General features: G+C 74.1%; 24 protein-coding genes and 1 pseudogene. 17 read left to right on the top strand and 8 right to left on the bottom strand.

What is annotated here, in order from left to right:
- Positions 1 to 70: 70 nt before the first annotated feature.
- A complete protein-coding gene (locus tag K4S16_RS04650) occupies positions 71 to 1,516 on the bottom strand; it encodes an NCS2 family permease (RefSeq protein ID WP_149257501.1) in 1,446 nt (481 codons plus the stop codon).
- Between the two features lie 171 nt (positions 1,517 to 1,687).
- Between K4S16_RS04650 and K4S16_RS04645 the strand changes: the two are divergent.
- The 9 genes and pseudogenes from K4S16_RS04645 to K4S16_RS04605 form a co-directional block, all read left to right on the top strand.
- A pseudogene (locus K4S16_RS04645) lies at positions 1,688 to 2,020 on the top strand (PucR family transcriptional regulator); the annotation flags it as partial.
- Between the two features lie 14 nt (positions 2,021 to 2,034).
- Complete coding sequence (locus K4S16_RS04640; protein ID WP_149257500.1) at positions 2,035 to 3,333, top strand: helix-turn-helix transcriptional regulator; 1,299 nt, start codon at positions 2,035 to 2,037, stop codon at positions 3,331 to 3,333.
- Between the two features lie 54 nt (positions 3,334 to 3,387).
- Complete coding sequence (locus K4S16_RS04635; protein WP_268843209.1) at positions 3,388 to 4,506, top strand: DUF5685 family protein; 1,119 nt, start codon at positions 3,388 to 3,390, stop codon at positions 4,504 to 4,506.
- Positions 4,507 to 4,619: 113 nt separating this feature from the next.
- Complete coding sequence (locus K4S16_RS04630; protein WP_149257498.1) at positions 4,620 to 5,252, top strand: copper resistance protein CopC; 633 nt, start codon at positions 4,620 to 4,622, stop codon at positions 5,250 to 5,252.
- Positions 5,245 to 7,314, top strand: coding sequence for a cytochrome c oxidase assembly protein (locus tag K4S16_RS04625; protein WP_149257497.1), 2,070 nt, complete (start codon positions 5,245 to 5,247; stop codon positions 7,312 to 7,314). Before K4S16_RS04630 ends, K4S16_RS04625 begins: the two co-directional genes overlap by 8 nt.
- A 58-nt stretch (positions 7,315 to 7,372) precedes the next feature.
- Positions 7,373 to 8,605, top strand: coding sequence for a sensor histidine kinase (locus tag K4S16_RS04620; protein ID WP_235036566.1), 1,233 nt, complete (start codon positions 7,373 to 7,375; stop codon positions 8,603 to 8,605).
- Positions 8,602 to 9,252 carry a response regulator transcription factor gene (locus K4S16_RS04615; RefSeq protein WP_149257496.1) on the top strand — a complete coding sequence of 217 codons (651 nt, stop codon included), beginning with the start codon at positions 8,602 to 8,604 and terminating at the stop codon, positions 9,250 to 9,252. The genes K4S16_RS04620 and K4S16_RS04615 overlap by 4 nt, the downstream gene beginning before the upstream one ends.
- Positions 9,253 to 9,269: 17 nt before the next feature.
- Positions 9,270 to 10,205 (top strand): TIGR03621 family F420-dependent LLM class oxidoreductase, encoded by a 936-nt coding sequence (locus K4S16_RS04610; protein ID WP_149257495.1) that lies wholly within the window; start codon positions 9,270 to 9,272, stop codon positions 10,203 to 10,205.
- Between the two features lie 134 nt (positions 10,206 to 10,339).
- A complete protein-coding gene (locus K4S16_RS04605) occupies positions 10,340 to 11,437 on the top strand; it encodes a hypothetical protein (RefSeq protein ID WP_149257494.1) in 1,098 nt (365 codons plus the stop codon).
- On the opposite strand, the gene K4S16_RS04600 is transcribed toward K4S16_RS04605, so the two are convergent.
- On the bottom strand, positions 11,431 to 13,185 hold the full coding sequence (locus K4S16_RS04600; protein ID WP_149257493.1) for a hypothetical protein: 1,755 nt from the start codon (positions 13,183 to 13,185) through the stop codon (positions 11,431 to 11,433). The two genes, K4S16_RS04605 and K4S16_RS04600, sit on opposite strands and share 7 nt — an antisense overlap.
- Positions 13,186 to 13,286: 101 nt before the next feature.
- Between K4S16_RS04600 and K4S16_RS04595 the strand changes: the two genes are divergently transcribed.
- From K4S16_RS04595 to K4S16_RS04585, 3 genes are read left to right on the top strand one after another with little or no spacing between them, the layout of a single operon-like run.
- Positions 13,287 to 13,961: a response regulator transcription factor gene (locus K4S16_RS04595; RefSeq protein WP_160160848.1), complete on the top strand. Its 675-nt coding sequence runs from the start codon at positions 13,287 to 13,289 to the stop codon at positions 13,959 to 13,961.
- On the top strand, positions 13,958 to 15,421 hold the full coding sequence (locus K4S16_RS04590; RefSeq protein ID WP_235036565.1) for a HAMP domain-containing sensor histidine kinase: 1,464 nt from the start codon (positions 13,958 to 13,960) through the stop codon (positions 15,419 to 15,421). The genes K4S16_RS04595 and K4S16_RS04590 overlap by 4 nt, the downstream gene beginning before the upstream one ends.
- A complete protein-coding gene (locus K4S16_RS04585) occupies positions 15,418 to 15,960 on the top strand; it encodes a hypothetical protein (protein WP_149257491.1) in 543 nt (180 codons plus the stop codon). The genes K4S16_RS04590 and K4S16_RS04585 overlap by 4 nt, the downstream gene beginning before the upstream one ends.
- Here K4S16_RS04585 and K4S16_RS04580 read toward each other — a convergent pair whose 3' ends face one another.
- Together K4S16_RS04580 and K4S16_RS04575 are read right to left on the bottom strand one after the other, a co-directional pair.
- On the bottom strand, positions 15,961 to 16,677 hold the full coding sequence (locus K4S16_RS04580) for a metal-dependent hydrolase (protein WP_200841685.1): 717 nt from the start codon (positions 16,675 to 16,677) through the stop codon (positions 15,961 to 15,963).
- Between the two features lie 142 nt (positions 16,678 to 16,819).
- Complete coding sequence (locus K4S16_RS04575; protein WP_235036564.1) at positions 16,820 to 17,170, bottom strand: helix-turn-helix domain-containing protein; 351 nt, start codon at positions 17,168 to 17,170, stop codon at positions 16,820 to 16,822.
- An 89-nt stretch (positions 17,171 to 17,259) separates the two neighbouring features.
- On the opposite strand from K4S16_RS04575, the gene K4S16_RS04570 reads away from it, so the two are divergent.
- Positions 17,260 to 17,883 (top strand): NAD(P)-dependent oxidoreductase, encoded by a 624-nt coding sequence (locus tag K4S16_RS04570; RefSeq protein ID WP_149257489.1) that lies wholly within the window; start codon positions 17,260 to 17,262, stop codon positions 17,881 to 17,883.
- Between the two features lies 1 nt (position 17,884).
- On the opposite strand, the gene K4S16_RS04565 is transcribed toward K4S16_RS04570, so the two are convergent.
- The 3 genes from K4S16_RS04565 to map are packed head-to-tail and all read right to left on the bottom strand — an operon-like array spanning position 17,885 to position 20,556.
- Positions 17,885 to 18,940 (bottom strand): DNA polymerase ligase N-terminal domain-containing protein, encoded by a 1,056-nt coding sequence (locus tag K4S16_RS04565; RefSeq protein WP_149257488.1) that lies wholly within the window; start codon positions 18,938 to 18,940, stop codon positions 17,885 to 17,887.
- Positions 18,941 to 18,959: 19 nt separating this feature from the next.
- Positions 18,960 to 19,646 (bottom strand): helix-hairpin-helix domain-containing protein, encoded by a 687-nt coding sequence (locus tag K4S16_RS04560; RefSeq protein ID WP_149257487.1) that lies wholly within the window; start codon positions 19,644 to 19,646, stop codon positions 18,960 to 18,962.
- A 58-nt stretch (positions 19,647 to 19,704) separates the two neighbouring features.
- Complete coding sequence (gene map, locus K4S16_RS04555; protein WP_149257486.1) at positions 19,705 to 20,556, bottom strand: type I methionyl aminopeptidase; 852 nt, start codon at positions 20,554 to 20,556, stop codon at positions 19,705 to 19,707.
- A 69-nt stretch (positions 20,557 to 20,625) separates the two neighbouring features.
- Between map and K4S16_RS44950 the strand changes: the two genes are divergently transcribed.
- On the top strand, positions 20,626 to 20,802 hold the full coding sequence (locus K4S16_RS44950; protein WP_200841684.1) for a hypothetical protein: 177 nt from the start codon (positions 20,626 to 20,628) through the stop codon (positions 20,800 to 20,802).
- Here K4S16_RS44950 and K4S16_RS04550 read toward each other — a convergent pair whose 3' ends face one another.
- The gene (locus K4S16_RS04550) at positions 20,803 to 21,399 is read right to left on the bottom strand and encodes a hypothetical protein (protein WP_149257485.1); all 597 of its coding nucleotides are present in this window, start codon (positions 21,397 to 21,399) and stop codon (positions 20,803 to 20,805) included.
- Between the two features lie 88 nt (positions 21,400 to 21,487).
- Between K4S16_RS04550 and npdG the strand changes: the two genes are divergently transcribed.
- The 3 genes from npdG to K4S16_RS04535 all read left to right on the top strand — a co-directional run bounded on the left by npdG (position 21,488) and on the right by K4S16_RS04535 (position 23,701).
- Positions 21,488 to 22,180 (top strand): NADPH-dependent F420 reductase, encoded by a 693-nt coding sequence (gene npdG / locus K4S16_RS04545; RefSeq protein WP_149257484.1) that lies wholly within the window; start codon positions 21,488 to 21,490, stop codon positions 22,178 to 22,180.
- Between the two features lie 37 nt (positions 22,181 to 22,217).
- On the top strand, positions 22,218 to 23,303 hold the full coding sequence (locus K4S16_RS04540; RefSeq protein ID WP_149257483.1) for a TrkA family potassium uptake protein: 1,086 nt from the start codon (positions 22,218 to 22,220) through the stop codon (positions 23,301 to 23,303).
- A gap of 77 nt (positions 23,304 to 23,380) precedes the next feature.
- A complete protein-coding gene (locus K4S16_RS04535) occupies positions 23,381 to 23,701 on the top strand; it encodes a hypothetical protein (protein WP_149257482.1) in 321 nt (106 codons plus the stop codon).
- Position 23,702 lies beyond the last annotated feature (1 nt).

Raw genomic sequence — 23,702 nt, 5'->3', positions numbered from 1 at the left:
CGCGGAGCGGTCACCGTGCGTCCGGTGTTTCCCCGGCCGGGGCGGATCGTGCGCGGACGATCCGGCGGGATCAGGTGACGCCGAGCCACTCCTCGATCGGATGGATGGCGAAGAAGACCACGAAAAGGGCGGCCACGATCCAGAGCGCGGGCGAGACCTCGCGGGCCTTCCCGCGGGTGACCTTGATGACCGCGTAGCCGACGATGCCCATGCCGAGGCCGGTGGTGATCGAGAACGTGAAGGGCATCAGCACGATGGTGAGGAACGCCGGGATCGTGATCTCCAGGTCGTTCCAGTCGACCTTGGAGACCTGCGTCATCATCAGCGCGCCGACGACCACCAGGGCGGGCGCCGCGGCCTGCGCCGGGACGGTCGCCGCCAGCGGGGTGAGGAACAGCGTCACCGCGAACAGCGCGCCCGTGGCGATGTTGGCCAGGCCCGTGCGCGCGCCCTCGCCGACGCCCGCGGCCGACTCGACGAACACCGTGTTCGCGGACGAGCTGGTGAGGCCGCCGAACGCGGCGGACAGGCCGTCCACCGACAGGATCCGGCCGAGGCGCGGCACCTCGCCCTTCTCGCTCACCAGGCCCGCCTCGTCGCTGATGCCGAGGATCGTGCCCATCGCGTCGAAGAACCCGGAGAGCACCAGTGTGAAGAGCACGACCAGCGCGGTGATGACCCCGGCCCGGCCGAACCCGCCGAACAGGGAGATCTCGCCGAACAGCCCGAAGTCGGGGGCGGCGAACAGCTTGTCGGGCATGTCCGGGGTGACCACGCCCCAGCCGCCCTGCTTGACGGTGGCGTTCTCCTGGATGAGCACGGCCCCGACGGTCCCGGCGATGATGCTGATCAGGATGGCGCCGGGCACCCGCCGCACGTACAGCACGATCATCAGCAGCAGGGTCGCCGCGAACACCAGCGTCGGCCACGTCTCCAGGCGGCCGCCGGTGCCGAGGGACAGCGGCGGGCTGGTGGCGCTGGAGGTGACGAACCCGGCGTCGTAGAGGCCGACCAGCGCGATGAACGCGCCGATCCCGACCGCGATCGCGTGCTTGAGCGCCAGCGGGATCGCGTTCATGATCCGCTCGCGGATGCCGGTGACCGCCAGCAGCACGATGACCGCGCCCTCGATCACCACGAGGCCCATCGCCTGCGGCCAGGTCATCACCGGGGCCGCCTGGAACGCCACGACCGCGTTGATGCCGAGGCCCGCGGCGAGCGCCAGCGGGGCGTTGCCGACCAGCCCCATGATCACGGTGGTGACCGCGGCGGACAGCGCCGTCATCGTGGTCAGCTGCGGGATCGACAGGGTCGCCCCGGTGACGTCCTTCGCCCCGCCGAGGATGAGCGGGTTCAGCAGGATGATGTAGGCCATCGCGAAGAACGTGGTGACGCCGCCGCGCAGCTCGCGCGGAACGGTGGTGCCGCGCGCGGTGAGGTCGAACAGCCGCTCCAGCGGCCCGCGCCCGCCCGCCGGCGGTGAATCGTCGGTCGGTCCGGCTTTGGTCTTGGACATGACGGGCGCTCCGCTTTCAGCAGCATTGTCTTCGGAAACGGCGAGCACAGGGTAGCCCTACCGGGCGGGGGTGTGGCCACCGGCTCCCTCCCGGGAAGGAGGTGTCGGGACGTGATTCCCGCCCTCCGCAGCGTGACGGGGGCGATGCGTCCCCTATAGCCTGCCCTGGTGCGAATGCGAGACTCCGCCGGGGCGACGGCCCTGGACTCCTACGCGTGGCTGCTCGCGTCCGTCCCCGAGCGGACGCGGTCGTCGTTCCGCGCGCGGATGCTCGGCCCGCTGGAGGAGTACGACAGCACCAGGCAGGCCGATCTCGTGCACACGCTGGAGGTCTTCCTGTCCTGTTCGGGGTCCTGGAGCCGCACCGCGACGCAATTGCACGTCCATGTGAACACGCTTCGGTACCGAATCCGGAGAATCGAGGACCTGACCGGACGGGATCTCGGCAGACTTGAGGACCGAGTCGACTTCTTCCTCGCCCTGCGCGCGGCGAGCACCTTGTAGGCGGTGGTCACACGATGGATCGGGAGACACTGGGGCAGCGCATCCGCGCCCTGCGGATCCGGCAGGGCGTGAGCCAGGCGCAGCTCGCCTTCCCCGAGCTGTCCGACAGCTACATCTCGCTGATCGAGAGCGACAAGCGGGTGCCGGCCCCGAGCGTCGTCGAGCTGCTGGCGGCGAAGCTGAACTGCTCGGCGACCTACCTCGTCAGCGGCGTCAGCGAGGACGTCGTGGACGAGCTGCGCGTCACCCTCGACTACGCCGAGATCGCGCTCAGCAACGGCGCGGCGGCGGAGGCGCGGGCCCGCTACGCCGAGGTGCTCGGCAGCGCCGACGCGGTCGCACTGCCCGAGATGCTGCACCAGGCGCGCTGGGGCCACGCCCTCGCGCTGGAGGCCGCGGGCGAGCTGGAGGCCGCGATCGCCGAGCTGAAGGCGCTGACCGGGCAGGCCTCGGCCGAGGCCGACCTCGACCACTGGGCGAAGGTGCACGTCGCGCTCAGCCGCTGCCTGCGCGAGCGCGGCGACATCAGCGCGGGCGTGGAGGCCGCCGAGACCGCGCTGCGGCATCTGATCGCCACCGGCGCCGACTCCACCGACGCCGCCGTGGACCTCGGCGCGGCGCTGCTGTCGGCGTTCATCGAGCGGGGCGACCTCGTCCGGGCCCGCCAGCTCGCCGCCCAGCTCGTCGAGCGGGCCGAGCGGATCGGCAGCCCCCGCGCCCGGATGGTCGCCTACTGGGAGGCCGCCTACGTCGCGGAGATCCGCGGCGAGTACGACGAGGGCGTCGCCCTCGCCGAGCGGGCGCTCATGCTGGCCGGCGACGGCGAGGACCCCCGCAACCTCAACCGGCTCCGCGTCATCTACGCCGGACTGCTGCTGCGGGCCAAGCCCGACCAGGCCGCGCGCGCCCGCGAGCTGCTCGCCCGGGTGCGCGAGGAGATCAGCGCCAGCTCGTCCGGCGAGATCGACGTCGCCTGGTGCCTGACCGAGCTGGCCCGCGCCGAGACCGCGCTCGGCCGCCCCGCCGAGGCCGTGGCCCTCGCCGAGGAGGCCCTCGACCTGCTCGGGGACGCCCCGCGCCGCGCCACCGCGGGCGCGCTGACCGTGCTCGGCGAGGCGTCGGTGCGGCTCGGCCGGCACGACCGCGCGGTCGAGGTGCTGACCCGGGCCGCGACCTGCCTGGAGGAGATGGAGTCCTCCCGGGAGGCCGCGCAGGCGTGGTTCGACCTCGCCGAGGTGCTGGCCGGGACGGGGACGTCCGACGAGCCCCGCATGGCCGCCTACCGCCGTGCCCTGACCTGCGTCGGGGTGTAACCGAACCGTCCCGGGCGCCGCCGCGTCAATGAATAATGCTGCGGTTGGTCTGAGATGGGGGAGTTGCTCGTGTTCGGTGTTGTATGTCCGTGCCGTCATGTTCTGTGCGGGTCGCTGTTCAAGGACTGGATGGCCCACCTGTGCGGGCTGTGCCTGGCGCTGCGGGCCGAGCACGGCCAGGCCGCGCGGCTCGTCACCAACTACGACGGGCTGCTCGTCTCGGTGCTGGTGGAGGCGCAGTCCCCGGAGCTGTCGCCGCGCCGCAAGGCGGGGCCGTGCGCGCTGCGCGGGATGAAGACCGCCGAGGTCGTCACCGCGCGGGCGCAGGGCGCGCAACTCGCCGCGGCCGCGTCCCTCCTGCTCGCCGCGGGCAAGACCCGCGACCACGTGGCCGACGGCGACGGGCCCTACGCGCGGCGGCTCGTCGCCGCCGCGGCCGGGCGGATGGCCGACAGGTGGGACGCCGCGGGCGGGCGCACGGGCGCCGCCGTCGGGTTCGACCCGGCGGTGCTGCGCGACGCCGTCGCCCGGCAGCCGGTCCTGGAGGCGGCGCCCGGCCTCGGGCTGCTCGACCTGACCGAGCCCACCGAGACCGCCGTCGCCGCCGTGTTCGCGCACACGGCCGTCCTCGCGGGCAAGGAGGCCAACGCCGAGACGCTCGCCGAGGCGGGCCGCTTCTTCGGGCGCCTGGCGCACCTGATCGACGCCGTCGAGGACCTCGCCGCCGACGAGGAGGCGGGCGCGTACAACCCGCTCCTCGCCACCGGCACCACCCCCGAGGAGGCCCGCCGGCACGCCGACGACGCGCTGCACGGCCTGCGGCTCGCGCTCGCCGACCTGGAGCTGGAGCGGCCGCGCCTCGTCCGGGCCCTGCTGGACCGCGAGGCGGGCCGCTCGGTCGAGCACGCCTTCACCGCCCCCGTCGACCTGTCGAAGGGGCCGCGCCCCCCGCGGCCCGGGCTGCCGATCCCGTGCTTCACCGGGGCGCTGGTCTGCGCGACCTGCGGGATCTTCCAGCCCGAGTGGAGCGAGCACCACGGCGAATCGTTCTGCGACCGCTGCTGGTGCAGCCGGCACGCCGACGGCTGCGACTGCTCCGGCTGCGACTGCTCCGGCTGCTGCGACTGCTGTGACTGCGACTGCTGCGATTGCGACTGCTGCGACTGCGGGTAACCGATCGGTGCCGTTCTCCCCGATCGCGCCATCGCGCGACCCGGGACGTGCCATGGTGGCGGGCTCAGTAGGGTAGACGGAGCCCTTCGACTCACTAGAGAACCCGGCCATCCATGAACATGTTCACGTCCCGCCGCCCCCTGCGCCGCCTCGGCCTGATCGCCGCCGCCGCCCTCGCCTTCGGCGCCCTCAGCGCGCCGCCCGCGCTGGCGCACACGAAGCTGGTCGGCAGCACGCCCGAGAAGGGCAAGGCGGCGGACTCGGTCACCGAGGTCACGCTGGTCTTCAGCGACAAGATCAGCGTGGCGAAGGTCGTCGTCAGCGACGGGCGGAAGAAGGAGTTCCAGGCGGGCGCGGCCGAGCGCGCCGGGACCAAGGTCACGCAGAAGCTCACCGGCCCGCTGCCCGCCGGCTCCTACACGGTCGCCTACCGGGTCGTGGGCGAGGACGGGCACCCGATCGAGGGCGACGACCTGGCGTTCAGCGTCACCGGAGGCGGCGGGGCGGCCGCCTCGCCCGGGCCGTCGGCGGGCGGGGTCGGCGCCGAGGAGCAGACGGGCCCGGCCGCCAACACCGACGAGCAGCCGCTCAAGATCGACCAGGAGCAGGCCGCCGAGGAGGACTCCGGCTCCGGGATGCTCCTGTGGGTGCTGATCATCGCGGGCCTGCTCGTGGGCGTCGGTATCGGGGTGCTCATCGTGTTCCGCGCCAAGCGCAAGCACCAGGCGGCAACCGGCGGTGAGTAAGGGCAGCCTGGCCGTCTGGCGGGCGGGGGCGGCCGCCCTGGCCGCGTCCGCCGTCCTGCTGGTGGCCGGGCTCGTCCTCGGCGGCTCGGTCACCGAGAAGGTCATCCCCGGCCTCGGCGACGCGGGCGCGCTCACCCGGTGGGGGCTGCCGGTCTCCCGGATGGCGATGGACCTGCTGTCCGCGCTGACCGTCGGCGCCCTGCTGGCCGCGGCCGCGTTCCTGCCCGTCGAGGGCGGCCGCGCCGCGCCGCGGCTGTCGAAGGACGCCCTCGGGTACCTGGGCGCCGCCTCCTGGATCGCCGCCGCCTGGGCCGCCGCCGCGGCGGCCACGCTGGTGTTCACCGTCGCGGACGTGCTCGGCCAGCCGGTCGGCGACGTCCTCACCGGCAGCGAGCTGAGCAGTTACGTCGGCTCGCTGCCGCAGGGCACCGCCCTCATGATCGTGGTGCTGCTCGCGGTCGTGGTCGCGCTGCTGGCGCGCACCACCACCACGCCCGCCGCCGCGTTCGGGCTGCTCGCCATGGCCGGGATCGCGCTGCTGCCCGCGCCGCTCACCGGGCACTCGGCCTCGGCCGCCAACCACTCCACCGCGACGACGGGCGTGGCCCTGCACGTCGCCGCGGTCGCCCCGTGGGTCGGCGGGCTCGCGATCGCCTGCGTCCACGCGCTGCTGCGCCGCGACCGGCTGGCGCTGGTCACCGGGCGGTTCAGCCGGATGGCCCTGTGGTGCTACGTCATCGTCGGCGCCAGCGGCCTGGTGAACGTGATCGCCCGGCTGCCCGACCCGCGGGAGATGGTCGAGACCGACTACGGGCGGCTCGCCCTCGGCAAGATCATCGCGTTCTGCCTGCTCGGCTGGTTCGGCTGGTGGCACCGGACGCGGACGCTGCCCGCGGTGGCCGGCGGCAGGCCGGGGGCGTTCGCCCGGTTCGCCTCCGTCGAGGCGGCCGTGATGGCCGCCACCATGGGCCTCGCCGTCGCGCTGGCCCGCACCGCGCCGCCCCCGCCGGCCGAGCCGGAGTCCGCGGTCAAGTCGCTGCTCGGCTACGACATGCCGCCGCAGGTCACCCCGCTGCGGCTGCTGACGCTCGGCCAGTTCGACCTGTTCTTCGCCGCCCTCGTCGCCGTGCTCGGCGGGCTGTACCTCGCCGCCGTGGTCCGGCTGCGGCGGCGCGGCGACTCCTGGCCCCTCGGCCGCACCGCCTCCTGGCTCATCGGGCTCGTGACGATCGTCGCCGTCACCCAGACCGGCATCGCCCGGTACGCGCCGATCCTGTTCAGCGTCCACATGGCGCAGCACATGGTGCTCAACATGCTGACGCCGATCTTCCTGGTCATCGGCGCACCGGTGACGCTGGCGCTGCGGGCGCTCAAGCCCGCCCGGCTGCGCGGCGACCGCGGGCCGCGCGAGTGGCTGACCGCCGTGCTGCACAGCCGGTACCTCGCGGTCGTCGCCCATCCCGCGGTCGCGACGCTCGTCTTCGTGGTGAGCACGTTCGCGCTGTACTTCACGCCGCTGTTCGAGGCCGCGATGCGCAACCATCTCGGCCACATCGCGATGATGGTCCACTTCCTGGCCAGCGGCTCCCTGTTCTTCTGGGTGCTGCTCGGCGTCGACCCGGCGCCGCGGAAGCTGCCCTACCCCGCCCGCCTCCTGCTGCTGTTCGTCACGATGCCGTTCCACGCCTTCTTCGGCATCGCCCTGATGAACATGAGCCAGGCGCTCGCCCGCGGCTGGTACACCTCCGTCGACCCGCCGTGGGGCACCACGATCCTGCACGACCAGCACACCGGCGGCGCCATCGCGTGGGGCTTCGGCGAGGTCCCGACGTTCCTCGTCCTGATCGTGCTGGCGTTCCAGTGGTACGCCCACGACCAGCGGCAGGCGCGGCGCATGGACCGCAAGGCCGACCGGGCGGCGAAGGCCGGCGGGCGGCCCGAGGACGACGAGCTCGCCGCCTACAACGCCCGCCTCGCGAAGCTCGCCGAGCGCGACCGCGCCGCCGGGCCGCAGGGCGCCGCCGAGCAGCAGGGCGCCGCGGAGCAACAGGACCGGGCGTGAGCGTGCGCTCCCCCGTGCGGGGGAGGGGCCTGACCGCCCGTTCTGCGAGGATCGAGCCGTGCTCCGTGTGCTCCGCCCGCTGATCGAGCCGGTGACCTGGCGGCGCTGGTCCCACCTCGTCGTGGGCGGCGCGCTGCTGATGCCGTACTGGTTCCTCGCGATCAGCCTCATCCCGCTGCTGCCGATGGGCAACGGCCTGTTCAAGGCCGTGCTGATGCTGGTCGTCATGCCGGCCGCGGCGACGTTCGTCACCGGGCTCGTGCCGACGGTGCGGCTGCTGGAGAGCTCCCTCGCCAAGGAACTGCTCAGGGGCCCGGCCGCGGCGCTCGTGCCCGGCTCGGCGGTCTCCTGGGAGAGCCGCGTCCGGGCCGCCGCGTGGTTCACCCTGCACCTCGGCACGGGAGTGGTGGTCAGCGGGCTGAGCCTGGCCCTTCCGCCGGCCGCCGTCGTGATGGTCCTCGCGCCGGCGGTGAGCTGGGACACCCGGTTCCTGGAGTCCTGGGGATGGCAGAGCGCCTGGCACCAGTGGCCCGCGCCGCCGATCGGGGTGGCGTCGCTGGCCCTGCTGCTGGCGCTGATCGTCGGGGCGGGCGCGCTGCTGGCCCGGCTGGCGCCGGTGTTCCTCGGGCCGTCCGCCGCCGAGCGGCTGGCGGACATGCGGGCCGAGGCCGTCAAGCTCGCCGAGCGCAACCGGCTGGCCAGGGAGCTGCACGACTCGGTGGGGCACGCGCTCAGCGTGGTGACCCTCCAGGCCGGCGCGGCCGGGCGGGTGCTCGACAGCGACCCCGGGTTCGCGCGCGAGGCGCTCGCCGCGATCGAGGAGTCGGCCCGGGCCGCGCTGGAGGACCTCGACCACGTCCTCGGCCTGCTGCGCGACGACCGGTCCCGCCCGGCCCCGCAGGCCACGCTGAAGGACCTCGGCCGGCTGCTGGAGCAGACGCGGATCGCGGGGGTGGCGCTGGACGCGGAGGTGGACCCGGAGGTGGAGCACGTCCCGGCCGCGGTGTCGCGGGAGGCCTACCGGATCGTCCAGGAGGGCCTGACGAACGCGCTCCGGCACGCGGGGAAGGTACCGGTGCGGCTCCGGCTCGGCACCGACGGGGAACGGCTGGAGGTCGAGATGACCAATCCGCTCGGCGCGACCCGCGGCGAGGGCGCCGGCCACGGCGGCGGCCGCGGCCTCGGCGGCGTCCGCGAGCGCGTCACCGTGCTGCGCGGCGAGATGTGCGCGGGGGCCGACGGCGACCGCTGGCGCCTGCGCGTCTCCCTGCCGCTAAGGTCCGGGGCATGACGATCAAGGTTCTGCTGGTCGACGACGAGCGGCTGATCCGGGCGGGGCTGGCCGCCATCATCGACGCCGAGGACGATCTCGCCGTCGTCGGCGAGGCCTCCGACGGGTCGGAGGTGCCGGGCGAGGTGCGCCGGCTGCGCCCGGACGTCGTCCTGATGGACGTGCGGATGCCGCGGCTCGACGGCATCCAGGCGACCCGGCACCTCCTGGCCACCGTGCCGGAGCCCCCGCGGATCATCGTCGTCACCACGTTCGAGAACGACGAGTACGTCTACGACGCGCTGAAGGCCGGCGCCAACGGCTTCCTGCTCAAGCGGACGCGGCCGGAGGAGATCCTGCAGGCGATCCGGATGGTCGCGCACGGCGACAGCCTGCTGTTCCCGGCGGCGATCCGGGAACTGGCCGGGCGGCACGGGCCGTCCGGCGCCGGGGGCGCGGACTGGCACGGCCGGCTGACCGGCCGGGAGGGGGACGTGCTGCGGCTGATGGCCAAGGGCTACTCGAACGCGGAGATCGCCGAGGAGCTCTTCGTGAGCCCGCAGACGGTGAAGACGCACGTCGGGAACATCCTCGCCAAGACGCAGGCCCGCGACCGGACGCAGGCGGTGATCTTCGCCTACGAGACGGGCTTCATCACGCCCGGGTGAGGTGGCAGGGTGACCGCATGAGGGACTTCCGCTTCGGGTTCAACGTCTTCGACATCGTCTCCCGGGAGGACTTCGCCGAGCGGTGCCGCCGCGGTGAGCGGTACGGCTACGACGTCGCGCTCGTGCCCGACCACCTCGGCGCCCCGGCCCCGTTCCCGACCATGGTGGCCGCCGCGGACGCGACCGAGCGGCTGCGCGTCGGCCCGCTCGTGCTGAACGCGGGGTTCTGGAACGCGCACCTGCTCGCCCGGGAGGTCGCCACCGCCGACCGGCTCACCGGGGGGCGGGTGGAACTCGGGCTCGGCGCCGGGCACATGAAGTGGGAGTTCGACGCGGCCGGGATCCCATGGGAGCCGTTCGCCGCCCGCGCGGAGCGGATGACCGGGCTGATCGAGGAGCTGGGCCGGCTGTTCGGCGGGGGCGACTACGAGCGGCACCGGCCGGTGGCCGAGTTCTTCGGGCTGGCGGAACTGGCGCCCGTGCAGCGCACCGGGTTCGGCGGGTCGGGCCCGCCGCTGCTGGTCGGCGGCACCGGCGACACGATCCTGCGGGCGGCGGCCCGGCACGCCGACATCGTCGGGATCGCCGGCGCGTACCAGATGAAGGGCGAACCGCCCGGGACGTTCCGGTTCGGCACCGCCGAGGAGGCGGAGGAACGGGTCCGCTTCGCCCGCCGGCACGCGGGGGACCGGGCGGCGCGGATCGAGTGGAACGTGCTCGTCCAGCATGTGCAGGTGACCCCCGACCGGCGGGCCGAGGCCGAGCGGATGCGCGCCGAGCGCGTCCCGTACATGACGGTCGAGCAGATCCTCGACACCCCGTTCGTCCTGCTCGGGACGGAGACGCAGATCGCCGAGCAGCTCCGGGAGCGGCGCGAGCGGTACGGGTTCTCCTACATCACGGTGCACTCGCCCTTCATGGACGTCCTCGGCCCGGTGATCGAGCGGGTCTGAGCCCCTCGGCGGCGGGACGGGCGCCGGGCGCGCCGGGCGTCCTCGGCCCGCAATTCGAACAGGGCTTACACCTCATTTACCTACAGGTAGCTACAAAAGAGACAGAAAGGAATAAGAGCGACGATCGGGGGATCATGGACGCCGTTACCCTGGCCGGGCTGCGCAAGCCGAGGCCCTATCCGGCGGTGTCGGTGCTGATGCCGACGCACCGCTCCGCCCGGGACGGCCGGGAGGACCGCATCCGGCTGCGCAACCTGCTGGGGGAGGTCCGGCGCCGGCTCCACGACGACCCCAAGGTGGCGCCCGACGCCGCCGACCAGGTCGTCCGGGAGCTGGAGCGCGCCGCGGGCGAGGTCGATCCGCGGCACGCGTCCGACGGGCTGGTGCTCTTCGCCGCCCCGCGCGGCGAGCACCACGCGTTCACGATCGGCCAGCCCGTGGACGAGCGGGTGGTCGTCGACACCGGATTCGCCACCCGCGACCTCGTCGCCGACTACACCCGCACGCCGCGCTACTGGCTGCTGTCCCTGTCGGACCACCGCACGCGGCTCTGGAGCGGTCTCGGCGCGGAGCTGGTCGAGCACGCGCGCGGCGGGTTCCCCGTCGAGCCGGAGCCGATCGACGAGGCGAGCGCCGGGCGGCTGGCCCGCCGGGCCGCCCAGGGCGGTGACGGCGAGCGCCGGCGCCAGGCCATGCGGGACGTGGTGTCCGCGCTCGAACGCGTCCTCGCGCGGGACCGGCGCCCGCTGCTCGTCGCCGGCGTCACCCGGCACCAGGCGCTCTTCGACGAGGTCGCCGGGCCGCACGTCACCGTGGCGGGCCGCGTCGACGGCAGCTTCGAGGGCGTCGCGCCGAGCGCGCTCGCCGAGGCGGCCCGGCCCGCGCTCGCCGCCTACGAGGACCTCCGCGAGGTCGGCGTGCTGTCGGAGCTGGAGGCCGCGCGCAGCATCCAGCGGTACGCGGGCGGGCTCTGCGAGGTGGCGGAGCTGGTCGAGGAGGGGCGCGGCGAGCACCTGGTCGTCGAGCGCGGCTACTACGCGCCCGCGGTGCGCAGCGGGGGCGAGCTGATCCCGGTGGACGGCATGCCCGGCGTGCTCAAGGGCGCGGACGTGGTCGACGACGCCGTCGACCACGTCATCGAGACGGTGCTGGAGTACGGGGGCGAGGTCACCTTCGTCTCGGACGGCTTCCTGATCGACCACGACCGGATCGCGCTGGTGACGCGCTACTGAGCCGGGCCCGCGCAGGACGGGTCGTGCCAGCCCACCCAGCCCAGCGACCAGAACCGTCCGGCGTGCGGCCGCCAGCCCGCAGGGTGCGCGGGCCAGGACGCCTCCGGCCGCGTCCCCTCCGGGAGGGGCACGACGACCGTGCACACGCCCGGCGCGGGCGGCCGTCCGGCGCGGACGTCGAAGGTGCCGAGGCGCGTCCACCACACGGGGTACATCAGCGCGGTCCTGACGGCCCAGTTGAGCGACGCGTCCGTGACGACCCCGCCGGAGGCCGGACCGGCGAGCGGGGGCTCGGCCGGCACGCGGCGCGCGTGCGGTCCCATGACGAACGCCAGCGCCGCGAGGTTCACGCCGGCGAGCGCGACGGCGGTCAAGGCCGTCCTGTTCAGCCTGGACGCCACGAGCAGACCGCAGAGCAGGGCGAGCGCGGCGAGCGTCGCCTCGCGCAGGTGCAGCGCGCCCCGGTCGGCGGTCAGGAACGTGACCTCGGGGAAGTCGAACCCGATGAAGACGTGGGTGCGGAGCCGCTCGCCGGCGTAGGCGGCGACCCAGACCCCGGATCCGCCCAGCAGGAGCGCGCACGCCGCCGCCAGTCCGACCGCCCTGCCGGTGGCGAGGCGCATGAGGGCGGCGGCCCCGGCGAGCGCGTAGACCAGCGCCACGCACGCCAGGTAGCGGCCGTAGGCGAAGTTGCCCACCCGGTGCTCGTCCGGCAGCGCGGCCGAGGAGGCGTAGGCGATGCCGCAGGTCGCGGCGAGCAGCACGCCCGCCATGATCCTGTCCGCCGCGGGCGCGCGCCGCCGCGCGAGGACCGCCGCGACGGCCACCAGCCCGGCCCCCGCCAGCCCCCAGGTGGACACGATCAGGTACCAGAGCTGCCCGGCCGCCCCCGACAGCGCCCACTCCTGCCCGGGGACCGTGGTCAGCCGCGACGTCAGGATCCCCGCGAGGTCCCGCGTCCCGCGCGGATACAGCTCGGCGCGGATGTGCGCGTTCAGCGCCGCGCCCGCCGCGTACCCGGCGACCGCGACCGCGCCCCCGGCGAGCACGGCGCGGATCCTCCGGCGTCCGGGCAGGGCCGTGACCAGCAGGGCGGCGCAGTGGACGGCGAGGAGGACCGATCCGCGGGTGTGCACCGCCGCCGTGCAGGACGCGACCAGGCTCGCGAGGGCGGCGTCGAGGGCGCGGCCGCCGCGGACGAAGCGGTCCAGGGCCAGCAGCCACGCCAGGACGAGCGTCGGCAGGACGGCGTCCGCGAGCGCGAAGGCGCCGAAGAACGTCGTCGCGGGCAGCAGCGCCGCCGCGAACGCGAGCGGCAGGGCGGACCGGCGGGCGAGGCCGAACCGGCGCGCCGCCGCGTACCCGAGCGGGAACAGCAGCGCGCCCAGCACCGCGTTGATCGCCATGACGGTCGTGTAGACCGTCGCCGGTTCGTGGGAGAACCAGTAGGCGGGGGCGAGGACGAGGGGGTACCCGCCCTGGTAGAAGGTGTTGCCGGACAGGTCGCCGCCCGGCCCGCCGGCCAGCAGCCGGGCGGCGAGCAGGTAGCCGGTCTCGTCCGGGTTCGCGGCCGGGCCGGTCCGCGCCCAGGCGAACCAGAGCCGGACGGCCGCCTGCGCGAGCACGCCGGCCGCGAGGAGCCAGGGCAGCGCGCGCGGGAACCGCCGGGCGCGGTCCGGCGGGGCGGTCGGCGCCTCGGCGGCCGGCCGGGAACCCTGGCGGCGGGGCGGGAGCAGGGCGAGCGTCATGCGCCCCACGGTTCCGGCGGGCTGTCATGATCGTGTGCCGGTGATGTCCGGATCTCGTGACACGAACGGCCAGATGATCGAGAGCGGCCGATAATGTGCGGGTGGCGAGCATTCTGTTCATCGAGGATGATCCGTCCGCCAGGGCGGCGCTGGAGCTGGCGCTGACCCGTCAGGGGCACGGGGTGACGTCCCGGGCCACCGGCGAGGACGGGCTGGAGGCGCTGCGGGCGCGGCGTCCCGAGATCGCGATCCTGGACGTGATGCTGCCCGGCATCGACGGGATCGAGGTGTGCCGCCGCATCCGCCGGGAGGACCCGCTGCCGGTCATCCTGCTGACCGCGCGGGGCGACGACCTCGACGTCGTCCTCGGCCTGGAGGCGGGCGCCGACGACTACGTGGTGAAGCCCGTGGAGCCCCGCGTCCTGGACGCCCGGATCCGCGCGGTCCTGCGCCGCGCCGACCAGACCCGCATGGACCGGTCCGTCTACGGCGACCTGGTCATCGACCGGACCTCGCTGAAGGTCACCAAGGACGGCGCCGACCTGCGCCTCACCCCGACCGAGCTGCGCCTGCTGCTGGAGCTGACGCGGCGGCCCGGCCAGGCCCTCACCCGCCAGCACCTGCTGGCCGAGGTGTGGGAGCACACCTATCCGGGCGACTCGCGGCTCGTGGACGCCTGCGTGCAGCGCGTCCGCGCCAAGATCGAGGACGAGCCGGCCGAACCGCGGCTGATCGAGACGGTCCGGGGCTTCGGCTACCGGTTCACGGCGCCGTGAGGCGCCTCCGGTTCGGGCTGCGGATGCGGCTCGCGGCCGCGTTCACCGCGGTCGCGCTGCTGGCGTCCGTGCTCGCCTCCGGCATCTCCTACGTGCTCCTGCGGCGGGTGATGCTGCAGCGCGCCCAGGACGCGGTGCTCAACGACGTCCGCACCGCCCTCGCCCAGCAGGTCCCGCCCAACCTGCCGCCCGACGCGGAACCCCTGGTCGCCGCGGCCCTGAAGGACGCGCTCGGCTCGGGCCCGGGACGCGAGGCGGTGGCGGTGCCGTTGCGCCTGGACGGCGGCGTCTCCCTTCCGCCCCCGGGCAGCCTGAACGTCGTCGTCACCCGCGAGTTCGCCCGGCGCGCGATGCGGGGGGTGGTGTTCCAGCGCGTCGTGAAGCACGACAGGGCGTTCGGCAGCGATCCCTACCTGCTCGTCGGCGCCCGCGTCACCGGTTACGAGACCACGGTGGACGAGCCGGCGCGGACCACGCCGCCGATGGTGTTCGTCACCGCGAGCCTGCGCCGGGAGGCCGCCGACCTGGGGCTGTTCACCCGCACCCTGCTGATCGCGGACGCCGCGGCGCTGGCGGCCGCGCTCGGCCTCGCGCTGCTGGCCACCGGGGGCGTGCTGCGCCCGGTGCGCCGCCTCGGCGCCGCCGCCCGCGCGCTCGGCGAGGGGAGGCTGGAAACCCGCGTGCGGGTGCGGGGCCGCGACGAGCTGGCCGACCTCGCCGTCACCTTCAACCGGACCGCGCAGGCGCTGGAGCGGACGGTGACGGAGCTGCGGGCGATGGAGGCCGCGTCCCGCCGGTTCGTCGCCGACGTCTCCCACGAGCTGCGCACGCCGCTGACCTCGATGATCGCCATGACGGGCGTGCTGGCCGAGGAGGCGGAGGAGGGCGGCGACGGGGCCGCGGTCCGGCTCGTCGCGGAGGAGACGCGGCGGCTCGTCCAGCTCGTCGAGCACCTGATCGAGATCAGCCGGTTCGACGCGGGCGCCGCCGCCCTCGTCCTGGACGACGTCAACGTCGCCGACGCGGTCGCGGCCACCCTGGACGCGCGCGGCTGGCGGGAGGAGGTGGCGGTGGAGGGCCCCGCGGACCTGTTCGTCCGGCTGGACCCGCGGCGGTTCGACGTCATCGTCGCCAACCTCGCCGGCAACGCCCTCAAGCACGGGCGCCCGCCGGTCTCGCTGCGCTTCGGACGGCCCGAGGACCCGGAGGCCGGCGGCGTCCGGGTCGTGGTCGCCGACCACGGCCCCGGGCTCCCCGACGACGTGGTCTCCGTGGTCTTCGACCGGTTCGTCAAGGCGGAGGCGGCGCGCTCGCGCAGCGAGGGCAGCGGACTCGGCCTGTCGATCGCGAAGGAGAACGCCCTGCTGCACGGGGGCACCCTGGAGGCGGCCAACGGGCCGGAGGGCGGCGCCGTGTTCACCCTGTGGCTGCCCGACGGAGAAGGAGGCGAGGGCCCATGAGGCGACGGCACCGGGTGCGGGCGCTCCTGGCGGCGGCGTCCTGCGCCGCCGTGGCCGGCTGCGGGATCCGGCCGACCGGGATCATCGCCGCGGGAGATCCGCCGATGGCGCAGGCGCACGCCGCCGCGATCACCGTCTACCTCGTGCGGGGCGGCGAGCCCGGGCGGGGCGGCAAGCTGGTCCCGGTGACGAGGCCCGGGCTGCCCGGCCAGGCGAACCTGGCCATCGAGCAGCTCACCGTGCCGCCGACCGAACGGGAGCGGCTGATGGGGCTGCGCACCGAGGTCCACGAACGGCTCGACGCGTACTCGGTCGACGACGTGTCCACCCCGGTGGGCCGTCGTGCCCAGCTGGTCGTCCGGCCGGCCGACCGGAAGACCGGGACGAGGAGGTGGTCGCGGACGGCCATGGCCCAGATCGCGTGCACCGGGCAGACCATCCAGGGCATCCAGAACGTCAACCTGTGGAGCACGTTGAGCTCGACCAGGAACGAATGGAGGGTCCTGACCTGCGAGGATTTCTCCGACATGCTCGGATGATCAGCCCCGCGTCAGCCACTGGGCGGTGATGTCGCCGAGCACGGACCGGACGGTCAGGATCGCGATGCCGAGGACCAGGACCGGCATCACCACCCATCGCTCCACCTTGCCGTCCGTCCGCGGGATGACAGGCAGTTCGACCCGCCACGGCAGCGGCCAGAAAACGGGACAGCCCCGCGGTGTCAGGCAGTCGCCGGCGACGTGGGCCAGGCAGCCGAGCGTCACCGCGAACCCGACGAAGCTCATGTCGATGTTGCGCATGAGCCAGACGGCGATCAGGGCCAGTGCGCAGTCGGCCAGCGCCGACTGCGGCTCCGCACCCTCGAAGTCGAGCCCGACGCCGCGCAGCCCGAGGCCCACGATCATGAACAGGCAGGCCCACCAGGCCCAGATGTAGTGGGTGGCGAGGGTGTCCATCGCCCAGCCGATGCCGACCGCGAACAGGATCGAGTGGGTGGCGTGCCGGTGCCCGCCCGACACCTTCCCGATCCACTTGCACATGTGGTTCGTGATCGGCCCGAAGGTGTTGGCGATCCGGCCGTTGTGGTGGTCGATGTCCGGCAGGATCGCGGCGCCGGCGCACACCACGGCGCCCGCCATGACCTGCTCCGGCGACAGCGCCACCGCGTGCTCGCCGAGCAGCCGCTCCTGCCCGATGATCGGGACGGCGGCCAGCCACGCCAGCGCGCCGCTCAGGGCATGCGTCTTGCCCATCATGTGCCGTTCCCCCGCCTTCCAGCGCGTATCGCCGCCCGTCTCAGGGCGGGACTCTAATCCGCTCCTGATCGTTTTCGGCGAAGACGCGCCGAAGGGGGCGTCACGTCCCTTTGATGCGCGGAGGGACCCGCCGGTTCCGCCGTCAGACGGCGTTCCGCTCCCGCGCGGAGACGACCGCCTCGACGTTCTCCTCGGCCCATTCGGTAATGGCCCCGATGGGCTTTTGGAGTGAGTGGCCGAGCGGCGTGAGGGCGTACTCGACGCGCGGCGGCACCTCGGCGAAGACGGTCCGGGTGAGCAGGCCGTCGCGTTCCATGGCGCGGAGCGTCTGGGTGAGGACCTTCGGCGTGACGCCGCCGATCAGGTTGCGCAGCTCGGTGAACCGGCGGGGGCCGCCGCTCAGGCTGAGCACGACGAGGACCGACCACTTGTCGCCGATCCGGTCCAGGATCAGCCGGGTCGGGCAGTCGGGGTCGAACGCGTTGCCCTTCATAGTTTCCATAGGGTACCTATGGCACGTTGAAGTGACCAGTATCTGATAGATACCTTCGGCGGCGACGACGACGTTCGAGGAGGTCATCGATGAGGATTCTGCTGATCGGCGCGACCGGCATGGTCGGCCGGCGGATCGCCGCCGAGGCCCGCGGCCGCGGTCACGAGGTCACCGGTGTCACCCGCGGCGGGAACGAGGGGACGGCCCGGGCCGAGGCGGGCGACGCCGCCGCGATCGCCCGGCTGGCCGAGGGGCACGACGCCGTCGTGCTGAGCGTGCCGCCGCCCCGGGACGGTTCGGAGACCGAGGGGCCCCTGCTGGCCGTCACCCGCGGCGTCCTGGACGCCCTGCGGCGGGCCGGCGTCCGCCGCCTCGTCGTGGTCGGCGGCGCGGGAAGCCTGGAGGCCGCGCCCGGGGTGCGGCTGGTGGACACCCCCGAGTTCCCCGCCCTCTACAAGAGCGAGGCGCTCGCCGCGGCCGCGCAGCTCGGCGTCATCCGGACGGAGGCAGGCGACCTGGACTGGACGTTCATCTCGCCTGCCGCGGTCATCGCGCCCGGCGAGCGCACGGGCACGTTCCGGCTGGGCGGCGACCGGCTCCTCACCGACGCCGGCGGCGACAGCCGCATCAGCGCCGAGGACTACGCCGTCGCCCTGGTCGACGAGCTGGAGAAGGGCAACGCCGTCCAGCGCCGGATCACAGTGGCGTACTAGGTCAGGAGGGGATGAAGCGCCAGGCGCCGGACTCCTCGCCCGGCTCGTAGGGGGAGTCCAGGCGCTTGGCGACGACGCCGGGCAGCCCCTGCTCGCGCGCCGCGTCCAGGACGGCACCGCCGTCGCCGGGGAACCAGGGGGCAGTCTGCCAGCGCGGCCCCGACAGGCCGAGGCCGTCGAGCCGCTCCCGCCGCTCCCGGTACGGGACGTCCAGCAGCGGATGCCCGTCCAGGTGCAGCACGTCGTAGACCATGTAGGTCTCGCGGCCGTCGAGGACGGCCAGCTCCCCGTCCAGCAGCGCGGGCCGGACGCCGAGCTCAGCCCCGAGCCGGGAGCCGAGCCCGCCGGGGCCGTCCACGTCGCGGCCCCGCCCGTCGGTGAACCGCGTCCGGCCGCCCTCGACATAGGCGGCCATCCGCTTGCCGCCCCATGCGAACTCGAATCCCCACGCCCGCGGGTCGCGGGGCAGGCGGGCCCGCTCCTGCGGCCGCATCGGGCGCAGCGACCCCGGGAGCGGCTCGGCGTCCGGGTCGGCGGGCGGGTCCATCCGGTGGATCATCCAGTTCTTCCCGCGCGTCCTGAACAGCACGTAGCGGCCGGAGACGCGCGAGCCGTGGATGACGACCTTGACCTCGCGCTCGGACCACTTCTCCGTCTCGTAGGTCCCGCGGTCCCAGATCGTCATCCTGCCCGCGCCGTACTCGCCGCGCGGGATCTCGCCCTCGAAGGCGGCGTACTCCAGGGGATGGTCCTCGGTGTGCACGGCGAGGTGGTTGGTCTCCGGGCTCCACGGCAGGCCCTTCGGCACGGCCCACGAGACGAGCACGCCGTCGCGTTCGAGCCGCAGGTCCCAGTGCAGGCTGGTCGCGTGGTGCTCCTGGATGACGAACGTGTCGTCGTTCCCGCGCGGCAGCGCCTTGTCGGCATGCGGGACCGCCGCGTCCTCGGGGACGGGCTCCGGCGTCCGCCCCGGATCCCGCTTGCCCCGGTACTCGGCGAGCCGGTCGCCCTCGCGGGCCGGGGGAGAGGAGCGCTTCGCGGACTTCTTCGGGGTCACGCCCGCTGCATACCCGCGATCAGCGGATGAAGACGGCGTAGTCGGCCAGATCGCCGGTGAGGGAGGGCGGCAGCCCCGCGACGGCGGACAGCTCCTCGGCGGAGAGGAACCCGCCCGTCTCCGCCCGTACCCGCTCGATCCTGTCCGCCAGTTCCGCGGTGATGCCGGGCAGCAGCTCCAGCGCCTCCGCGGGCGCGTGGTTGACGTCGACCAGCCCGCCGTCGTTGTACTGGCGCGGCAGGTCGGGCCGTCCGATGCGCAGCTCCTTGGCGAGGCCCGGGTCGGACGCGGCCAGCTCCCGCGCCTTCTCCCGCAGCAGCCGCTGCCGCTTGACCCGCTCCACGACGGCCTCGTTGTCGACGCCCGACAGCCCGTGCGGGTCGAACACCCCCCGCCGGATGAGGAAGGCGTGCCCGCAGCCCACCACCGCCAGGACGGCCATCAGCATGCCGGCGAACCGCACGTTGCCCCGGTCGTCGGCGGCGGACAGCATGGACAGCAGCAGCGCGAACACCCCGGCGTAGGCGACCGTCGACACCAGCAGGTGCAGGCTCCGCCGCCACAGCAGCGCGGCGGCGAACGTGAACGGCGTCGCGAAGCCGAGGCTCAGGAACGGCAGCGCCGCCCACGTCACGCTCAGCGCCGCCCGCCCCGGCGGCATGGTGTCGGACGGCACCCTCGGCTCGTACGGCGCTGGGGCGTTCATCTCTTGAGAGTCTCCCGGCCGGATGTGGGGCGAATCGGACTCTAGATCGAGGTGTGGGTCACGGGAGGGTGAGGATTTCGTGGCCGTCGTCGGTGACCAGCAGTGTGTGCTCGAACTGCGCCGTGCGCCGACGGTCCTTGGTGACGACCGTCCAGCCGTCCGCCCAGATGTCGTACTCGGGGGTGCCGAGGGTCAGCATCGGCTCGACCGTGAACGTCATGCCCGGCTCGATGACCGTCGTGGCGCCCGGGTCGTCGTAGTGGGGGACGACGAGGCCGGAGTGGAACGTCGTGCCGATCCCGTGCCCGGTGAAGTCGCGCACGACCCCGTACCCGAACCGCTTGGCGTAGGACTCGATGACCCGCCCGATCACGTTCAGCGCCCGGCCGGGCTTGACCGCGCGGATGCCGCGCATCGCCGCCTCGCGGGTGCGCTCCACCAGCAGCCGCGACTCCTCGTCGACGTCTCCGCACAGGAACGTCGCGTCGGTGTCGCCGTGCACGCCGCCGATGTAGGCGGTGATGTCGACGTTGACGATGTCGCCGTCGCGCAGGACCGTGTCGTCCGGGATGCCGTGGCAGATCACCTCGTTGATCGAGGTGCACAGCGACTTGGGGAACCCGCGGTAGCCCAGCGTGGAGGGGTAGGCGCCGTGGTCGAGCATGAACTCGTGGCCGATGGCGTCCAGCTCGTCGGTGGTGACTCCCGGGCGGACGTGCTTGCCGACCTCCTCCAGCGCCTGCGCGGCGATCCTCCCGGCGACCCGCATCCGCTCGATGGTCTCGGGCGACTTGACGTCGGGCTCGCCCGTCCGCGGCCGCTTCTTCCCCACGTACTCCGGGCGCGGAATGTTCGAGGGAACCTTGCGCATCGGGGAAACGCGTCCAGGCCGGAGCAACTGCGTCGTCATAGTGATGGAGTGTAGTCAGCGCGGTCCGGGCAACAATCCCGTGCCAGCGCATGATCGAGAGGAGCGCCCATGGCCGGTGACGACGGTGACTGGTGGTTCTGCCTGAAGCACATGAAGGTCGAGCACGGGGCCGGCTGCCCCGGCAAGGACCGGATGGGCCCGTACAAGACCGAGGGCGAGGCCGCGAACGCCCTGGCCATCGCCCGCGAGCGCAACGAGGCGTGGCGCAGGCAGAACGAGGACTGACTAGTCGGGGACCGGGCCGGAGACGGCGTCGAGGAGCCGGGCGAGGCGGCGCCGCAGCCCGCGCGGCGTCCGCGCCGGCTCCCGGCCCGCGGCCGCGCTGACGAGGTGCTGCGCCCCGTCGAACGACATGAGGGCCTCGTCAGGCGGGACGGTCAGCGCCTCGTGGGCGAGGCCGCGCAGCTCCCGGTCGCCGCCCTCCAGCGCGAGGACGGTCGCCCCGGTGCGGCGGGCGTCGTCGACCCGCTCCAGCAGCGGGACGGGCGCCTCGTCCTCGGCGACGACGAACAGCGTCTCGCCGCGCCGCGCCGCCTCCAGCCGCTCCAGCCCGATCCGCAAGTGCGCGGGCGCCCCGGCCGGCGGCTCCCAGCGCACCAGCGTGGGGGCGAGGCCCGGGGCGCCGCCGAGCCGGCTCTCGTCGTCGAGGTGCGCCGCCAGATGCCACGGGTCGCCCCCGGGCGTGCCGACCAGCAGCAGCCCACCGGGGGTCCGGGAGGTGACGCGCAGCGCCCGGCCGAACTCCTCGGTCCGCTCCAGCCAGCCGGTCGTCGACAGGACCTCGCGCAACATCGTCATCTGCTCGGCGTCCACGGGCACCATGGTGCCTCACGCGGCGGCCGGTGCAGGCCCTTTTCCGGAGCCGACCCGGCGGCGGGCGCCCGGACCCGCGCCTGGCAGACTCGGCCGCATGACTGAGCAGCAGAAGACGCCCTACGACCTCCCTGACGCGAGCGGCCTGTCCATCGGCATCCTGGGCGGGACGGGGGACCAGGGCAAGGGCCTCGCGCGCCGGTTCGCGCTCGCCGGGCACCGGGTGACGATCGGGTCGCGCAGGGCCGAGCGCGCCCAGGCCGCCGCCGACGAGCTCGGCGCGGACCTGCCCGTCTCCGGCGCCGAGAACCCGGTCGCGGCCGGCGGGTCCGACGTCGTGATCGTCGCGGTCCCGTGGGAGGGGCACAAGGCCACGCTGGAGTCGCTGCGCGCCGAGCTGGCCGGCAAGATCGTCGTGGACTGCGTGAACCCGCTCGGCTTCGAGAAGGGCAAGGGCGCGTTCGCGCTGCCGGTCGAGGAGGGCAGCGCCGCCGAGCAGGCCGCCGCCGTGCTGCCGGACAGCCGGATCGTCGCCGCGTTCCACCACGTGTCGGCCAGGCTGCTGCTCGACCCCGAGGTGAACGAGATGGAGCTGGACGTCCTGGTGCTCGGCAACGACCGGGAGGCCACCGACCTCGTCCAGGCCCTCGCCGGGCGGATCCCCGGGATGCGCGGCGTCTACGGCGGGCGGCTGCACAACGCCCACCAGATCGAGGCGTTCACCGCGAACCTCATCTCCATGAACCGCCGCTACAAGGCCCACGCCGGGCTCCGGATCACGGACGTCTGACCGGGGCGGACCGGTACGGTGCCAGGATGATGCCGGAATGAACGGCTCGGACGCCGCGCGGCGGCCGCTCGTCATGCTGCCGTCGTCCAGGACGGGGCCGCTGCGGGCGGTGGCGAAGCGGGTCGGGCTGGCGCTCGTCCTGCTGTTCCTCGTCGTGGCCGTCGTGTACCTCGACCGCGACGGATACCGTGACAGCGGCGGCGGGCGGCTGTCGCTGCTGGACGCCTTCTACTACGCCTCGGTGACCATGTCGACGACCGGGTACGGAGACATCACCCCGGTCAGCGACGGCGCGAGGTTCGTCAACATCGTCTTCATCACGCCCGTGCGGGTGCTGTTCCTCATCGTCCTCGTGGGCACGACCCTCGAGGTGCTGGCGGAGCGCACCCGCGACGACTGGCGAAAGTCCCGCTGGAGGGCACGCGTGCGCGACCACGTCGTGGTGGCCGGTTACGGCACGAAGGGCCGGAGCGCCATCAGGACCCTGCTGAGCACCGGGGTGCCGCCCGAGTCGATCGTGGTCGTGGACCCGGACCCGCGGGTGGTGGCCGAGGCCGCCGAGGCGGGATTCGTCGGCATCGTCGGGGACGCGACCCGCAGCTCGGTGCTGAAGCAGGCGTCCGTCCAGCGCGCCCGCGAGATCGTGGTGGCGAGCGCCCGCGACGACACCGCCGTGCTGATCACCCTGACCGCCCGGCAGCTCAACCCGCGCGCCGGCATCCAGGCGGCGGTGCGCGAGTCGGAGAACGCCCCGCTGCTGCGGCAGTCGGGCGCCGACCACGTGGTGACCTCGTCGGAGGCGGCGGGCCGGCTGCTCGGGGTCTCCACCACGCAGCCGAACGTCGGCGAGGTCATCGAGGACCTGCTGGACCAGGGGAGCGGCCTCGACCTGGTGGAGCGCGAGGTCCTCCCGGAGGAGGTCGGCCGTTCGCTCGGCGCGGTCGGCGACCCGGCGCTCGCGGTGGTCCGCGGCGGCCGGCTGCTGCCGTTCGACGACGTCGGCTGCGCCGTCCTCGAACCCGGCGACCTGCTGATCGTGGCGCGGTCCCTCGGCCGGCGCCGCGGCCCGTCCGGGCCCGACGGGTCCGAGGCCCCGGACGACCCGGGGGAGCGGACTTCCTGACGCGGGCGGGAGCGGTTTCGCCCTGCGCCGCGTCCTACTCCTGACATACCATCGGAGTGGCGACAGGCAGGGTGGAGATGAGAGAGAACCGGTCGGCAGACCCGTGGAGCGCGTTCCTGGCCCCTTCCGGGCGGAACGACGCGGTGCGGGCGCCCGGGGCCGCCCCCGCCGGGGAGCCCGGCGTCGCCGGCTACATCGAGCCCGGCGCGGAGGACGCGTGTCGCCGCGTGCTCGCCCAGTTGCGGGCGGCCAACGGCCCGATGTCGCTGGAGCAGATCCACCACGCGACCCGGCTCGGGCTGCTGGAGGTCGCGAGCGCCGTCGACACGCTCCGCGAGCGCGGCCTGGTCGCGGTGGAGCGGGAGATCGACGAGGTCGTCCGGCTGACCGGCGAGTGAC

The sequence above is a fragment of the Actinomadura sp. K4S16 genome (assembly GCF_008327685.1).
Lineage (GTDB): Bacteria > Actinomycetota > Actinomycetes > Streptosporangiales > Streptosporangiaceae > Spirillospora.
Note: the sequence above shows the minus strand (reverse complement) of the source record. Positions and strands in the feature narration are given on the sequence as shown.